Source organism: Trinickia sp. HAY1-2D, from assembly GCF_056754935.1.
The window spans coordinates 3,840,699-3,856,223 of record NZ_JBPGWX010000002.1; the positions used below are offsets into that span (position 1 = coordinate 3,840,699).

14 protein-coding genes are annotated in these 15,525 nt (G+C 63.5%); 6 read left to right on the plus strand and 8 right to left on the minus strand.

Going from position 1 to position 15,525, the window contains the following annotated elements; translation table 11 throughout:
* Positions 1-81 precede the first annotated feature (81 nt).
* Positions 82-1,122: an alpha/beta fold hydrolase gene (locus tag ACR9ZC_RS24885; protein WP_481582303.1), complete on the minus strand. Its 1,041-nt coding sequence runs from the start codon at positions 1,120-1,122 to the stop codon at positions 82-84.
* 158 nt (positions 1,123-1,280) lie between these two features.
* On the opposite strand from ACR9ZC_RS24885, the gene ACR9ZC_RS24890 reads away from it, so the two are divergent.
* Positions 1,281-1,751, plus strand: coding sequence for a MarR family winged helix-turn-helix transcriptional regulator (locus ACR9ZC_RS24890; RefSeq protein ID WP_481582768.1), 471 nt, complete (start codon positions 1,281-1,283; stop codon positions 1,749-1,751).
* Between the two features lie 411 nt (positions 1,752-2,162).
* Here the strand turns inward: ACR9ZC_RS24890 and ACR9ZC_RS24895 are convergent, their stop codons facing one another.
* Both ACR9ZC_RS24895 and ACR9ZC_RS24900 read right to left on the minus strand, forming a co-directional pair.
* Positions 2,163-2,687: a single-stranded DNA-binding protein gene (locus ACR9ZC_RS24895; protein ID WP_481582304.1), complete on the minus strand. Its 525-nt coding sequence runs from the start codon at positions 2,685-2,687 to the stop codon at positions 2,163-2,165.
* A 17-nt stretch (positions 2,688-2,704) separates the two neighbouring features.
* On the minus strand, positions 2,705-3,916 hold the full coding sequence (locus tag ACR9ZC_RS24900; RefSeq protein WP_481582305.1) for an MFS transporter: 1,212 nt from the start codon (positions 3,914-3,916) through the stop codon (positions 2,705-2,707).
* A 163-nt stretch (positions 3,917-4,079) separates the two neighbouring features.
* Between ACR9ZC_RS24900 and uvrA the strand changes: the two genes are divergently transcribed.
* Both uvrA and ACR9ZC_RS24910 read left to right on the plus strand, forming a co-directional pair.
* Positions 4,080-6,941 carry an excinuclease ABC subunit UvrA gene (gene uvrA, locus ACR9ZC_RS24905; protein WP_481582306.1) on the plus strand — a complete coding sequence of 954 codons (2,862 nt, stop codon included), beginning with the start codon at positions 4,080-4,082 and terminating at the stop codon, positions 6,939-6,941.
* 71 nt (positions 6,942-7,012) lie between these two features.
* Positions 7,013-8,098, plus strand: coding sequence for an AI-2E family transporter (locus ACR9ZC_RS24910; protein WP_481582307.1), 1,086 nt, complete (start codon positions 7,013-7,015; stop codon positions 8,096-8,098).
* Between the two features lie 15 nt (positions 8,099-8,113).
* On the opposite strand, the gene purU is transcribed toward ACR9ZC_RS24910, so the two are convergent.
* From purU to ACR9ZC_RS24935, 5 genes are all read right to left on the minus strand, one after another.
* A complete protein-coding gene (gene purU, locus ACR9ZC_RS24915; protein ID WP_481582308.1) occupies positions 8,114-8,983 on the minus strand; it encodes a formyltetrahydrofolate deformylase in 870 nt (289 codons plus the stop codon).
* Positions 8,984-9,022: 39 nt separating this feature from the next.
* Positions 9,023-9,880: an NUDIX hydrolase gene (locus ACR9ZC_RS24920; RefSeq protein ID WP_481582309.1), complete on the minus strand. Its 858-nt coding sequence runs from the start codon at positions 9,878-9,880 to the stop codon at positions 9,023-9,025.
* Positions 9,881-9,897: 17 nt separating this feature from the next.
* Positions 9,898-10,512: a LysE family translocator gene (locus ACR9ZC_RS24925; RefSeq protein WP_331569252.1), complete on the minus strand. Its 615-nt coding sequence runs from the start codon at positions 10,510-10,512 to the stop codon at positions 9,898-9,900.
* A gap of 87 nt (positions 10,513-10,599) precedes the next feature.
* Entirely contained in the window at positions 10,600-11,166 is a 567-nt protein-coding gene (locus tag ACR9ZC_RS24930) for an adenine phosphoribosyltransferase (protein ID WP_331569254.1), read from the minus strand.
* Between the two features lie 81 nt (positions 11,167-11,247).
* On the minus strand, positions 11,248-13,251 hold the full coding sequence (locus tag ACR9ZC_RS24935) for a monovalent cation:proton antiporter family protein (RefSeq protein WP_481582310.1): 2,004 nt from the start codon (positions 13,249-13,251) through the stop codon (positions 11,248-11,250).
* Between the two features lie 138 nt (positions 13,252-13,389).
* Between ACR9ZC_RS24935 and kdsD the strand changes: the two genes are divergently transcribed.
* The 3 genes from kdsD to lptC are packed head-to-tail and all read left to right on the plus strand — an operon-like array spanning position 13,390 to position 15,517.
* Positions 13,390-14,373 carry an arabinose 5-phosphate isomerase KdsD gene (gene kdsD, locus ACR9ZC_RS24940; RefSeq protein WP_481582311.1) on the plus strand — a complete coding sequence of 328 codons (984 nt, stop codon included), beginning with the start codon at positions 13,390-13,392 and terminating at the stop codon, positions 14,371-14,373.
* Positions 14,373-14,921, plus strand: a complete 549-nt coding sequence (locus ACR9ZC_RS24945; RefSeq protein ID WP_481582312.1) for a KdsC family phosphatase — start codon at positions 14,373-14,375, stop codon at positions 14,919-14,921. Before kdsD ends, ACR9ZC_RS24945 begins: the two co-directional genes overlap by 1 nt.
* Complete coding sequence (gene lptC, locus ACR9ZC_RS24950; RefSeq protein ID WP_331569261.1) at positions 14,918-15,517, plus strand: LPS export ABC transporter periplasmic protein LptC; 600 nt, start codon at positions 14,918-14,920, stop codon at positions 15,515-15,517. The genes ACR9ZC_RS24945 and lptC overlap by 4 nt, the downstream gene beginning before the upstream one ends.
* The last annotated feature ends 8 nt before the right edge of the window (positions 15,518-15,525 follow it).

Below are 15,525 nucleotides of genomic sequence, written 5' to 3' on the forward strand. Positions count from 1 at the left end.
TGAGTCATGGAACGACAGAATGCAAACGGATGAATCGGTTGTGCGAGCGGCCCGGTAGGCCAGGCAACGCTCGCGCCCCCATCAGAGGTGATCGACTTCGATCACGGCATCAGCGAACGCGCGCGGCGCTTCCTGCGGCAGGTTGTGGCCGATGCCGCCGGTGATGAGTTCGTGCTTGTACTTGCCCGTGAAGCGCTTGGCGTAAGCTGCGGGCTCTGGATGCGGCGCACCGTTGGCGTCACCTTCCATCGTGATCGTTGGCACCGTGATGGACGGTGACTTGGCCAGGCGCGCTTCAAGCGGGTCGTACTTCGCTTCGCCCTTGGCCAGGCCGAGCCTCCAACGGTAGTTGTGGATGGTGATGGCGGTCTGGTCCGGATTGTCGAGCGCGGCGGCGCTGCGCTCGTAGGTGGCATCATCGAAGTGCCACCGCGGCGACGCGGTTTGCCAGATCAATTTGGCGAAATCGTGGTGGTTCTTTTCGTAGCCGGCACGGCCGCGCTCGGTAGCGAAGTAGAACTGGTACCACCACTGCAGTTCGGCGCTCGGCGGCAGCGGTTGCTTGCCCGCATCCTGGCTGCCGATCAGATAGCCGCTCACGGAGACGAGACCCTTGACCCGCTCCGGCCACAGTGCCGCGACGATGTCCGCCGTACGTGCGCCCCAGTCATAGCCGGCGAGGATGGCCTTGTCGATCTTGAGCGCATCCATCAGCGCGACCACATCGGAAGCGAGCGCCGCGGGCTCGCCGTTACGCACGGCATTGACATCGAGGAAGCGCGTCGTGCCGTAGCCGCGCAGGTACGGAACGATCACGCGATAGCCGGCCTTCGTCAGCATGGGCACGACGTCAACGAAGCTGTGGATGTCGTACGGCCAGCCGTGCAGCAGGATGACGACGGGGCCATCGGCCGGGCCTTCATCGACGTAGCCGACGTTGAGCACACCGGCGTCGATCTGCTTGATCGACTTGAAGGTCGCCACGCCCTGGTTTGCCGGTACGGTCGTGCTCGGCGGGGCGCTTGCCGGTTGGGCTTGGGCCGTTCCCAGCAGGCCGAATTGCGCGCCCGCGAGGGCGAGGACGGCCGCAGCCAGGCGACTGACGGTGGTGTGCTTGCTCATTTGCTTTCCCTTCTGATGAGAGGTGGTGGTCGAGTGGTGTGGAACGATCGGAGCAATTATTTATTGCGATAATCATTGTTGCGATAACTGTACACCGCCTCGCAGCCGTTTTCAAGTACGATAATCATTACTTCGATAACTATTTTTGGGGCGACCAGATGAGCACTCGATCCGACGCTCGCAAGCACACGGCCAAACTCGGCGACTTCATGTGCTTTGCCATCTACTCGACCAACCTCGCGTACTCACGCGTCTACAAGCCCGTGCTGGAGGAGCTCGGCCTCACCTATCCGCAGTACGTCACCATCATTTGCCTGTGGGAAGGGGACAACCAGACGGTCAAGCACCTGAGCGAGAACCTTTTTCTGGAGCCGAGCACGATGACGCCCATGCTGAAGCGCTTGGAGGCGATGGGGTATGTGCACCGCGAACGCGACACGGAGGACGAGCGCAGCGTGCGGGTCTCGTTGACGGAGGCCGGTCGTCAGTTGCGGGAAAAGGCGTTCGACTATCGCGAGGTGACGGCCAAGGCGGCGGGCCTGTCGCCGGAAGAATTTCGTGTGCTGCAAAAAGCCATCGTGAATCTGCGCACCAATCTATTGAATGCTGCGGCGTCGACCAACATCTAGGGGAGTTCGCGAAGCATGGCGCGCTCAAAGGACGGGCATTGAACGCGTTTGTATGCGATCGCCGGAGCAAACGCTTGCGACAGCTTGCATTCGGCAACGGGACCAAAGGCGAAGAAAATCAAGTGCTGAAACGCAAGTTTTATTGCAGCGGCGGCGAGAACGGCTCGGGCAAGGGTATGAGGATTCGGACCGAAGATTTTCCCAGCACTAGAAAGCGAAAAGCCCCGGTGAGACTCACCGAGGCCTAGACGCCGACCGGGAACTCCCAGTCCACTTGGCTATCATTATGGGGGTATCGAGCGGCTGACAAGCTCCTTGATCGTGCCGCCTGCCAACAACCCTGCGGGCCAAACCTCGCAGGCTCGCAGCCGGCCTCATGACCCATCTTTACGCCACCGGACGACGTTCCGCCTAGAACGGAATATCGTCATCCATCTCATCCAATCCACCGCCGGCCGGCGCACTAGGACGACTTGCGCCCCCACCGCTGCGCGCACCGCCACCACCGCCACCACCACCCGAACGCCCACCGCCTCGCTCATTGCTCTCGCGGCTGTATCCACCGTCATCGCCCATCCCACCGCTGCCGCCGCCCGCGCCACCGCGGCCACCCAGCATCTGCATCTGGTCAGCGACGATTTCCGTCGAATACCGATCCTGTCCATCGGTGCCCTGCCACTTGCGCGTACGCAAGCGACCTTCGACATACACCGCCGATCCTTTCTTCAGATATTCATTGACGATCTCGGCCAAGCGCCCAAAAAACACCACACGGTGCCATTCGGTGGCCTCCTTCATTTCGCCGGTCGTCTTGTCCTTGTAGCGATCGGTCGTTGCCAGCCTGATGTTCGCGATGGCGTCCCCGCTCGGCAGATAACGCACTTCCGGGTCGGCGCCCAGGTTACCGACGAGAATGACCTTGTTCACGGATGCCATGTGTTTCTCCAGTTAACTCACGCTTCGCCGCGGCCTGCGGCTTGTACCTTGCGCGGCGGCGTCTTCATATTGGCGGCGATTATAAGCCACCCGAGTACCAGCCCCGAGCACGCAAAGAAGACGGCGTTCGGCCCCGCCGACTTCATGAGCCATCCCCCCACGACACCCCCGAGCGCAAGCCCGATCGATTGCGTGGTGTTATAGACGCCCGCTGCCGCCCCCTTGCGTGTGCCCGGTGCCAGCTTCGACACGAGCGACGGCTGAGACGCCTCGAGAATATTGAAGCCGAGGAAGTAGACGAAGAGTATCGCCGCCACAGTCAGAATCGTATGCGGCGCGGCACCGAGCAGCAATTGGCCGATCAGGATAAGACCGATGGCACCCACGAGTACCGGCTTCATCTTGCCGCGCTTCTCGGCCGCGATGATGGCAGGCACCATCATGACGAACGACAGGCCCATCACCGGCAGATACACCTTCCAGTGCGATGCGACCGGCAGGCCACCGCCCTCGAGAATCCGGGGCACAACAAGGAACAGCGCCGTTTGCGTCGCATGCAGCACCAGCACGCCGAAGTTCAGGCGCAAAAGCTCGACGTTGCGCAGCACCTCCGCAAACGGTGCACGAACGTGCACGGGTTTCGGCGCATCGGGCACGATCCACAGCACCACGCCCACCGCAAGCACCGACAGCACGCCGACGAGCGTAAACAGCCCGCTCATTCCCACCAAATGAAAGACGATAGGCGCGCCGACGATCGCAACGGCGAACGAGATGCCAATGCTGCCACCCACCATGGCCATGGCTTTCGTCCGATGTTCCTCGGCCGTGAGATCCGCGATGAATGCGATGACGGCCGACGACACGGCGCCCATCCCCTGAATGACGCGGCCCACGATGATCCAGGCCATCGAATGTCCGATCGCCGCGACGAAACTGCCGATCGCGAAAATCAGCAAACCGGCTGCAATGACAGGCTTGCGCCCGAGCTTGTCCGATGCCCATCCATAAAAGATGTAGAGCATCGACTGCGTCACGCCGTACGCACCGAGCGCAATGCCGACGAGCAGCACGTTGTCGCCACCGGGAATCGTCTTCGCGTAGACGGAGAAGACCGGCATGATCATGAAAAGACCAAGCATGCGCAGCGCGAAAATGCCCGCGAGCGCCGCGGTCGCGCGCAACTCGGGCGCGCTCATGCGTGAGGAGGTAACGGAAGCGTTCGACATCGAAGGCGAGCCGGAGATCTGCAGGGGGTCTTGTCTGGGATTCGCCGAAAGCGACGGCATTCACGCCCGCCGGTAACACCTTCTCGCGCGCTGTAAGGACACCGTAACGGCGGTCTGGAAAAGTCGTTATAGTAGCAGGTTTGGCCTTCTCCCTCGCCAGGTTATGGAACAGATTCGCATCCGTGGAGCCCGCACCCACAACCTGAAAAACGTCAATCTCGACCTGCCGCGCCATCAGCTCATCGTGATCACGGGTTTGTCGGGTTCCGGCAAATCATCGCTCGCCTTCGATACGCTATACGCCGAAGGCCAGCGCCGCTACGTCGAGAGCCTGTCGGCCTACGCGCGTCAGTTCCTGCAGTTGATGGAGAAGCCCGATGTCGATCTCATCGAGGGGCTATCGCCCGCGATTTCGATCGAGCAGAAGGCGACCTCGCACAACCCGCGCTCGACGGTCGGCACGGTCACCGAAATCCACGACTACCTGCGCCTGCTCTATGCACGCGTCGGCACGCCCTACTGCCCCGATCACAATATCGCGCTCGAGGCGCAAAGCGTCTCGCAGATGGTCGACGCCGCACTCGCACTGCCCGAGGAAACGAAGCTGATGATCCTCGCGCCCGTCGTGGCGAACCGCAAGGGCGAACATGCCGAGCTCTTCGAGCAGATGCAGGCGCAAGGCTTCATCCGCTTTCGAATCCGCTCGGGCGGCGGCACCGCCAACGAAGGCACCGCCACGATCTGCGATGTCGATTCGCTGCCCAAGCTGAAGAAGAACGACAAGCATTCGATCGACGTGGTCGTGGACCGCCTGAAAGTGCGCGCCGATATGAAGCAGCGCCTCGCGGAATCGTTCGAAACGGCGCTGCGGCTCGCCGACGGCCGTGCGGTCGTCCTCGAAATGGATACGGGACAAGAGCATATGTTCAGCTCGAAGTTCGCGTGTCCCGTCTGCTCGTATTCGTTGCCCGAACTGGAACCGCGTCTTTTCTCGTTCAACAATCCGATGGGCGCGTGCCCGGATTGCGACGGGCTCGGCCAGATCACATTCTTCGATCCGAAGCGCGTGGTGGCCTACCCGTCGATTTCGCTCGCGGCGGGTGCCGTCAAAGGCTGGGACCGTCGCAATCAATTTTATTTCCAGATGCTGCAAAGCCTCGCGGCCTATTACGACTTCGATATCGATACGGCGTTCGAAGACTTGCCCGAGAAGACCAAGAAACTGATTCTCTTCGGCTCGGGCAAGGAGACGATCCCGTTCTCGTACATCAACGAGCGCGGCCGCGCGACCGTGCGCGAACACGTCTTCGAAGGCATCATCCCGAACCTGGAGCGGCGCTACCGCGAAACAGATTCGGCCGCGGTGCGCGAAGAGCTTGCCAAGTATCAGAACAATCAGCCGTGCCCGTCTTGCGAAGGTTCGCGGCTTCGCCGCGAAGCGCGTTTCGTGCGGCTCGGCACGGACGGGCAGGCACGCGCCATCTACGAAATCAGCGGCTCGCCGTTGCGCGATGCGCTCGGCTATTTCCAGACCCTCTCGCTCGAAGGCGCGAAACGCGAGATCGGCGAAAAGGTCATCAAGGAAATCGTCGCCCGGCTCATGTTCCTCAACAACGTCGGGCTCGACTACCTCTCGCTCGAACGCAGCGCGGATACGCTCTCCGGCGGCGAGGCACAGCGCATCCGCCTCGCGTCGCAGATCGGCTCGGGCCTCACGGGTGTCATGTACGTGCTCGACGAGCCATCGATCGGCCTGCACCAGCGCGATAACGACCGGCTCATCGCGACGCTGAAGCATCTGCGCGATCTCGGCAACTCGGTCATCGTCGTCGAGCACGACGAGGACATGATCCGCATGGCCGACTATGTCGTGGACATGGGCCCCGGCGCGGGCGAGCACGGCGGCATGATCATCTCGCAGGGCACGCCGGACGAAGTGCAGGACGACGCCGCTTCGATGACGGGTCAGTATCTCGCAGGCGCGCGCCGCATCGAGTTCCCCGATGAACGCAAGGATCCGGACGAGCGGCACCTGCGCATCGTCGAAGCGCACGGCAATAATCTCAAGCATGTGACGCTCGACCTTCCGGTGGGCCTGCTCACCTGCGTGACGGGCGTGTCGGGCTCCGGCAAGTCGACGCTCATCAACGATACGCTCTACAACGCCGTCGCCCAGCATCTGTACGGATCGACGACAGAGCCCGCGCCTTACGAATCGATCGAGGGGCTCGAGCATTTCGACAAGGTCATCAACGTAGACCAATCGCCGATCGGCCGAACGCCGCGCTCGAACCCGGCCACTTACACGGGCGTCTTCACGCCGATCCGCGAGCTTTTTGCCGGCGTGCCTGCCGCCAAGGAACGCGGCTACGACCCGGGACGATTCTCATTCAACGTCAAAGGCGGCCGCTGCGAAGCGTGCCAGGGCGACGGCGTGCTGAAGGTGGAGATGCACTTTCTGCCGGATGTCTACGTGCCGTGCGATGTCTGCCACGGCAAGCGCTACAACCGCGAAACGCTCGAAGTCCAATACAAGGGCAAAAACATCAGCGAAGTGCTCGATATGACGGTGGAGCACGCGCACGAGTTCTTCAACGCGGTTCCTGTCATTTCGCGCAAGCTGAAGACGCTGCTCGACGTGGGCCTCGGGTATATCCGCCTGGGGCAATCGGCCACCACGCTATCGGGCGGCGAAGCGCAACGCGTCAAACTATCGCTTGAACTTTCGAAGCGCGATACGGGACGAACGCTTTATATCCTTGACGAACCGACGACGGGCCTGCATTTTCATGACATTGCCTTGCTGCTGGAAGTCATTCACCGGTTACGCGATCATGGCAATACTGTCGTAATCATCGAGCATAATCTCGATGTCATAAAAACCGCGGACTGGGTCATCGATCTCGGTCCCGAAGGCGGAGCGGGAGGCGGGCAGATCATCGCGCAGGGTACGCCCGAACAGATTGCGAGATCGAAAGCGAGCTTCACGGGGAAATATCTTGCGCCGCTGCTCGCACGCCGCTAGCGCGGCGTATTGCGCTGCAACGCACAAGAAATAGGCATCGCGGCCTGAACTGGCTGGAGACGAAAGGCGTCATGGTCAAGCGCAACGAAGCACACGAAGACTTGCCCGTACGGGAGCAGCCGCCGCGTCATGTGCGGCTTACGAGCGACATGAGCCTGCCGAGGCTGTCGGCGGTGGAAATCGGCAGCTACGCCGTCGTGCTGTTCGGCATGTGGGCGGTGATCGAATGGAAGCTGCTGGGCGCGCTGCTCGCCGGCATGCTCGTGTACCAGCTCGTGCATACCATCGCACCGGCGATCGAGCGGCATATGTCGAGCCAGCGGGCGCGCTGGCTGGCGGTCGTCATCCTCGCAGTGGTCGTCGTGGGCGGTCTGACGAGCCTGGCCATCGGCATGATCGAGCACTTCGAGCATACGGTGCCCAATATCCAGACTTTGCTCGATCAGGTGATGCAGATCGTGGAGCAGGCCCGCGGGCGCGCTCCCGAATGGATCTCGGCGATGCTGCCGGTCGATGCGGCGCAAATGAAGGAAAAGGCCGGCATGCTCGTGCATACGCACATGGGCCAGCTCCAGCAGGGCGGGAAAAACGTCGCCCGCGGGTTCGGACATGTTCTCTTCGGCATGATCATCGGCGCGATGATCGCGATCACGACCGAGCGCCACGTTCAGCGGCTGCCGCTCGCGCGGGCGTTCGCGACACGCGTCGCCCGCTTTGCGGATGCCTTCAGACGCATCGTCTTCGCGCAGATCAAGATCTCGGCCATCAATGCGGTGTTCACGGCGCTTTACCTGTTGCTCGCCCTGCCCATCTTTCATCAACGGCTGCCGCTGTCGAAAACGCTTGTCCTCATTACGTTCATCGCGGGGCTTTTGCCCGTCGTCGGCAATCTGATCTCGAATACGCTGATCGTGGCTGTCTCGCTCTCCGTGAGCCTGCCGACAGCTATCGCCTCGCTCGGCTTTCTCGTGGCGATCCACAAGCTCGAGTACTTCCTGAACGCGCGCATCGTCGGCGGCCAGATCGAAGCCCGCGCCTGGGAGTTGCTGCTCGCCATGCTGATCATGGAAGCGGCGTTCGGCATACCGGGGCTTGTCGCCGCGCCCATCTTCTATGCCTATATCAAGCGCGAGCTCATCTATTTGCGGCTGATCTGAGACGCTGGCAGCCGCTCACCGGAACACCACGGTCTTCGTCCCGTTGAGCACGATGCGGTGCTCGACATGCCACTTCACCGCACGCGCGAGCGTCACGCACTCCACGTCCCGTCCGATCGCCGTCAACTGGTCGGGCGTCATGCTGTGATCGACTCGCTCGACTTCCTGCTCGATGATCGGGCCTTCGTCGAGATCGGTCGTCACGTAATGCGCCGTCGCACCGATCAGCTTCACGCCACGGTCGAACGCCTGGTAATAAGGCTTCGCGCCTTTGAAGCTCGGCAGGAACGAATGATGGATGTTGATCGCGCGACCCGCGAGCTTCTCGCATAGCGCCGGCGAAAGAATCTGCATGTAGCGCGCAAGCACGACGAGATCGACGTCGCTTCGCTCGATCACTTCATAGACGCGCGCCTCCTGCGCGGCTTTCGCGGCGTCCGTCGATTCGGTCAACGGGAAATGATGAAACGGAATGTCGTAGCTCGCGGCCAGTTGATAAAAGTCCCGATGGTTCGAAATGATCGCGGGGATTTCGATCGGCAGTTGACCCGTGCGATAGCGAAACAGCAAATCGTTCAGGCAATGGCCGATCTTCGACACCATGATGACGACGCGCGGCTTCGCCGTCGCATCGTGCACCTCCCAGCGCATCGAAAACTGCTCGGCCAGTTCCGAGAAAGCGGTGCGCAGCGCGTCGAGCGCCGGGCCACCGCCGACCTGCTGGAAATGCACGCGCATGAAGAACTCGCCGGTGCGGCTATCGCCGAACTGCGCCGAATCGAGGATATTGCTGCCGCGCTCGAACAGGAATCCGGAAACGGCGTGAACGATGCCGGGCCGGTCGGAACAGGACAGTTTGAGGATGAAGCTGTGTTCGGTCGACATGACCTGCGAACTCCTTTGTTGATCCGATAGCGCGCAGCGCTAAACCGATGAGAGCGGCGGCACGACGAAGAGCGCGTCGATGCCCGCGCAGCTCTCTTCGTCGATCCAGCGGTGCCGCAAGAAACATTCGAGGCAGGCAAGGCTCGCATCCACCGTCATGGCACCTTCCTCGATCCAGCGCGCGACTTCATCGACACGCGCGAGACGGTGCTCGCTGACTTCCCCGTCCTGATTGCGCGGCGAGAAGTCCAGCGGCAGCGTCAGGTCGTAGACGAAAATCTGCTCCGACTGCGTGCCCTCGGGAATCGTCTGCAGCACATGTACGCTGCGCCCCGCGACGGCGCGCGAGGCGAGCGCCTCGCCAATGCCGGCCTCTTCCCAGCACTCCTTGGCGAGCGTCGCCTCGACGCCGAGCCCCCACGCAATGCCGCCCGCGACCACGTTATCGAGCAGCCCGGGATCGGTCGCCTTGGTGTCGCTGCGGCGCGCGATCCAAAGCTGCGGCGCGCGATCCGGGTATTTTACGATGCCGTTCAGATGCACCGCATACGTCATCGTGCCGAAAAAGCGCGCGGCGGCGCGTTCGATATAGGCGAGCGGCGGCTCGTCGAACAGATTGCGCACTGCGTAAATCTCGTCGCGCCAGCCTACGATCCGGCCAGCGGCCGCCAGCGCACCGATGACGGCCCCGAGCGCCGCGGAACGCATATCGGCGTTTTCGTCGAAGCTCGGGGCAAGCGTGACGCGCGCCGCGTCGAGCGCGAAAACGTCCGGCCAGCGCGCGAGCAGCGAGACGTCGGACTCGCGAATCCATCCGACCTGCCGCCCGGCGAGCCAGAACGGTCGATGAGCGCGGGCATCGAAACACCGTGCGGCGGCAATACAAGGCAAGGTCATGATCCCTCCGTTGCCGCTCAATCGCGCAACGCGACGCGCAAGCCAAGCGCGACGAAAGTCGCGCCGGCCAGCCGGTCGAGCCAGACGCCGATGCCAGGCCGGCGCTTGAGCCATGCGCCGATCGCCCCGGCCGATAGCCCGAAAAGCGAAAAGATCACAACCGTCTCGAGCATGAACACGAGACCGAGACCGATCATCTGCACGGCCACGCTCGTCGCCGCGCCAGGATCGACGAATTGCGGCAAAAACACGATGAAAAAGAGCGTGACCTTCGGATTGAGCATGTTGCCGAGCACGCTTTGCCGAAAGACGGTCGAAAGCCGCTGCGGCGGCCTCGTATGCGCCTCGCTCAGGCCGCGGCTCGTCAGTGCTTTGACGCCGATCCAGATCAGATATGCGCCGCCCGCAAGCTTGACGAGATGGAACGCGAACGGGGAGGCGCGCAAGAGCGCGGCAATGCCGAACGCGGCAAGCGTCGTATGGAAAACGACGCCGGCCGCAAAACCGAGCGCGGCAACCAACCCGGCCGCCCGCCCCTGCGAGACGCCGCGCGCAATGACTTGCAGATTGTCGGGCCCGGGCGCGACGGTGATGGCGGCCGAAGCCGCGGCAAAAAGCGCGATCTGGTTCATCCGTTGGCTTCCTGTCTAGGTGGAACAGTCGACGGGCGAAGCTGCGGCAGCACACGAGCTCGTGCGCCGAAGCCACGCCGCGCCGGCTCAATGGCCCGAGAATTCGGCAATCGTATAGAGCGGCAGCCCGTTATCGCGCAACAGCTTCGAGCCGCCGAGATCGGGCAGATCGATGATCGCGGCGCCTTCGATCACGTGCGCGCCAAGCCGCTCGAGCAGGTTCTTGCCAGCCATCATCGTGCCGCCTGTTGCGATGAGATCGTCGACGATGACGACGCGATCGCCGGCCTTGCAGGCATCCTCGTGAATTTCCACGGTGGCCGTACCGTATTCGAGCGAATACGATTCGGACACCGTACGAAACGGCAGCTTGCCGATCTTGCGGATGGGAATGAACCCCAGGTTGAGCTCATAGGCGACGATCGGCGCAATGATGAAGCCGCGTGCGTCGAGCCCGGCGATGTAGTCGAGCTTCGCTTCGACATAGCGCTCGATGAAGAGATCGATCAGCACGCGCAGCGTTTTCGGGCGCTGCAAGAGCGGCGTGATATCGCGGAACTGGACCCCGGGCATCGGCCAGTCGGGGATGGTGCGTATCTGGCTTTTGATGAACGCGGCGGCGTCGTGCGGCTCTTGCTCGGGCGGGTTGGACATGGAAACTCTCCGAAGGACGGCCCGCCTCGCCCGGCAGGCCTGATCGATCAAAAACGAAAACGCGCTCGCCGGCGCCGCGCGTCAGGCGGTCGCCGCTCCGGCGCGGCGGTTCTTCGAGAGCCGCGCCTCGGCCAGCGCGAGCGCCTCGGGCACCCCTCGCAGCACGACGATGTCGGCCTCGCGCAGCTTGGTCTCGGGACCCGGCTCGACACCGCGAATGCCATGCCGCCGAATGGCCGTCACCTCGACGCCGAGCTCGCTCAAGCCAAGTTCCTCGAGCGTGCGGCCGACCGCCTCGGCGTTGCCGTCGACGGGCACCGATTGTAGCCGCACCTGCTCATGGCCGTCGTCATCGCCGGGATCGTCGGCGCCTCGGAAATAGCCGCGCAACAGGCTGTAGCGCGCGTCGCGCATTTCCTCGACGCGCCGCACGACGCGCCGCATCGGCACGCCCATCAGCACGAGCGTGTGCGAGGCGAGCATGAGGCTGCCCTCGACGATCTCGGGGATGACCTCCGTCGCGCCGGCGGCGAGCAGCCGTTCGAGGTCGGCGTCGTCGACGGTGCGCACGATGATCGACAGCGCCGGCTCGAGTTCGTGCACGTTGTGCAGTACACGCAGCGCGGACGATGTATTGGCGTAGGTGATCGCGACGGCCGCCGCGCGGTGAATGCCGGCCGCAACGAGCGATTCGCGGCGCGCGGCATCGCCGAACACGACCGACTCGCCCGCCGCGGCGGCGGCGTTCACACGATCGGGATCCAGATCGAGCGCGACATACGACAGCCCTTCGTGCTCGAGCATGCGCGCCAGGTTCTGCCCGGAGCGGCCGTATCCGCAGATGATGACATGGCCTTGCTGCCGCAGGCTTTGCGTCGCGATACGGGTCATCTGCAGCGACTGCTGCATCCATTCCGTCGACGAAAGCCGCAGGACGATACGGTCGGCGTTCTGGATGATGAGCGGCGCCGCAAGCATCGACAGCAGCATCGAAGCGAGAATCACCTGCAGCAGTACCGGATCGACGAGGTGCTTGTCCTCGATGAGGTTCAGCAGCACGAAGCCGAATTCGCCGGCCTGCGCGAGGCCGAGCCCGGTGCGCATCGCCACGCCCGGTGTCGCGCCGAAAAGCCGCGTGAGCCCGGTCACCATGACCGCTTTGAGCAGCACCGGTCCGACGAGCAACGCCAGCACCAGCAAGGGATGCGAAACGAGCACGCGCGGATTGAGCAGCATACCCGTCGTCACGAAGAACAATCCGAGCAGCACATCGCGAAACGGCTTGATGTCTTCTTCCACCTGGTGCCGATAGGGCGTCTCCGCAATCAGCATGCCGGCGATGAACGCCCCGAGCGCAAGCGAGAGCCCGAACTTGTCGGTGATGAACGCGGCGCCGAGCGTCACGAGCAGCAGGTTCAGAACGAAAAGCTCCTGCGAGCGCCGGCGCGCCACCAGATCGAACCAGCGCGTCATGAACCGCTGCCCGACCATGAGCAGGACCGCGAGCGCGACCACGATCTTGAGCGCGGCCACGCCGAGCGTCACCGCAAGATCGCGGGAATCGCCGCCGAGCGCCGCGATGATGATGAGCAGCGGCACCACGGCGAGATCCTGAAAGAGCAATACGCCGAAGATGTTGCGCCCATGCTCGGTCTCGATCTCGAGCCGCTCGGCGAGCATCTTGCTGACGATGGCCGTCGACGACATCGCAAGCGCGCCGCCGAGCGCGATACACCCTTGCCAGGGTACGTGCATCCAGCGCTCGAGTGCGAGCCCGCCCAGCAGCGCAAGCGCGACCGTGCCGATCACCTGCAGCAGCCCCAGCCCGAAAACGAGCGTCTTCATCGCACGCAGCTTCGTCAGCGAGAATTCGAGCCCTATCGAGAACATCAGGAACACGATGCCGAATTCGGCGAGATTCTGGGCCCGCTCCGTATTCGGTGCGATGCCGAGCGCATGGGGCCCGACGACGATGCCGACGGCCAGATAGCCGAGCATCGGAGGCATATTGAGATAGCGAAACAGCACGACTCCTGCCACGGATGCCAGGAGCAGCAAAAGCGTCATCTCGAGCGGGGATATCACGTGCGATGCGTCCTCTGGGTCTGCGGATGAGCGCCGCGCGTTGAGAAGGGCGTACCTGCGCCTCAGGACTGCCCGCCCGCTTGCCGAGGTTCGCGCAGGCTGGCCGGGCGCGGCGAACGCCTTTGTTATACTCCGCGAATGATAGCGAAAATCAATGGCAACCGGGCATTGGCGCTCGCCCGGGAGGTGCTCGAGATCGAGGCTGACGCCGTACGCGCCTTGCGCGATCGCATCGACGAAAGCTTCGTCACCGCGATCGATCTGCTACTGAGCTGCCGCGGCCGTGTCGTGGTCTCGGGTATCGGCAAATCGGGCCATGTGGCTCGCAAGCTCGCGGCCACGCTCGCGAGCACGGGCACGCCGGCGTTTTTCGTGCATCCGGCCGAAGCGAGCCACGGTGACCTCGGCATGATCGCGGCCGACGATGTCTTCATCGCGCTGTCGAACTCGGGGGAATCGGAGGAGCTCGTTGCCATCCTGCCGCTCGTGAAGCGCATCGGTGCCAAGCTCATCGCCATGACGGGCCGTCCCGAATCGAGCCTCGCCCGCCTCGCGGACGTTCACCTCAACGCGGGTGTCGCGAAGGAAGCCTGCCCGCTCAATCTCGCGCCGACGGCGAGCACGACGGCCGCGCTCGCGCTCGGCGACGCGCTCGCGGTGGCCGTGCTCGATGCGCGCGGCTTCGGCGCCGACGATTTCGCGCGTTCGCACCCGGGCGGTGCCCTGGGCCGGCGGCTGCTCACCTATGTGCGCGATGTCATGCGTACCGGCGACCAGGTGCCGAAGGTTCCGACAGCCGCGACCGTGCGCGACGCCCTGTTCCAGCTCACGGCCAAGCGCATGGGGATGACGGCGATCGTCGACGAAGACGACCGCGTCGCGGGCATCTTCACCGACGGCGATTTGCGCCGTGTGCTCGAACGCACGGGCGACTTCCGCGAGCTGCCGATCACCGATGTCATGACCCGCTCGCCGCGCGCGATCGGTGCGGACCGCCTGGCCGTGGAAGCCGTGGAACTGATGGAGCGCCACCGCATCAATCAGATGCTCGTGATCGACGACGCCGGCAAGCTGATCGGCGCGCTCAACATGCACGACCTCTTTTCGAAGAAGGTGATCTGATGACCGCAACACCGCTGAGCGCTACCGAACGCGCGAGCCGCGTGAAGCTGATGGTGTTCGACGTGGACGGCGTACTGACCGACGGCGCCTTGCACTTCACGGCCGAAGGCGACTACATGAAGTCGTTCAATTCGATGGATGGCCATGGGCTGAAGCTGCTGCGCGAAGCCGGCGTCGCAACGGCCATCATCACGGGACGGCGCTCGGACATCGTGGCACGGCGCGCTGAAGAGCTGCGCATTTCGCATCTTTACCAAGGGGTCGGCGAAAAGGCCGCGGTGCTCGCCGAACTGCTGCGGACAACGGGGGTTTCGGCCGACGCTTGCGGCTATATGGGCGACGATTGGCCCGACCTCGCGGCCATGCTCCAATGCGGCTTCGCCGCCGCACCGGCCAACGCGCATCCCGAGGTGATCGCCCGCGCACATTGGATCTCGAAGGCGCGCGGCGGCTACGGTGCCGCCCGCGAACTCTGCGAGACGATCCTGCGCGCGCAGCATCGCTACGACGCGCTGCTCGCAGCGGCATGCGGAGCGCGCGGCGCATGAATGCTTCACGCTTCACGTCGATGGTTTCACTCGTCGCGATGGCGGCACTGGCCGGCGGCACTTACTGGCTGCTGCAGGCAACCCGCCCGCCCGACGCGGCCGGGACCGCGGCTCCGAAGACCCATTCGCCCGACTATTTCGCCGATAACTTCTCGGTATCCGAGCTCGATAACTCGGGCTTGACACAGTACCGGCTCACCGCCACGCGCATGGTGCACTACGAGGACGACGAAAACAGCGACCTCACGCACCCCGCGATCCGCGCCTTCCAGCCCGGCAAGCCCGTCGTGACGGCGACGGGCGAGCGCGGCACCGTGAACGCCGATGCCTCGGTCGTCGATCTTTACGACAATGCGCGGATTCTGCGCGCGGCCGGCATGGGCGACCCGGAAATGCAGGCCGATTCGTCGCACTTTCGCGTGCTCGTGAACGACGATGTGATCGAGACGGAAAAGCCGGTTAAACTGCGGCGCGGCCAGTCCGTCATGACGGCCAGCGCGATGAAGTACAACAACGTCACCCGGTTCATGCAGCTCTTCGGCAACGTACGCGGCGCCATCGCCCCGTCGGAACAGTCCGGCAGCGCGCCGAAATGACCGGTTGA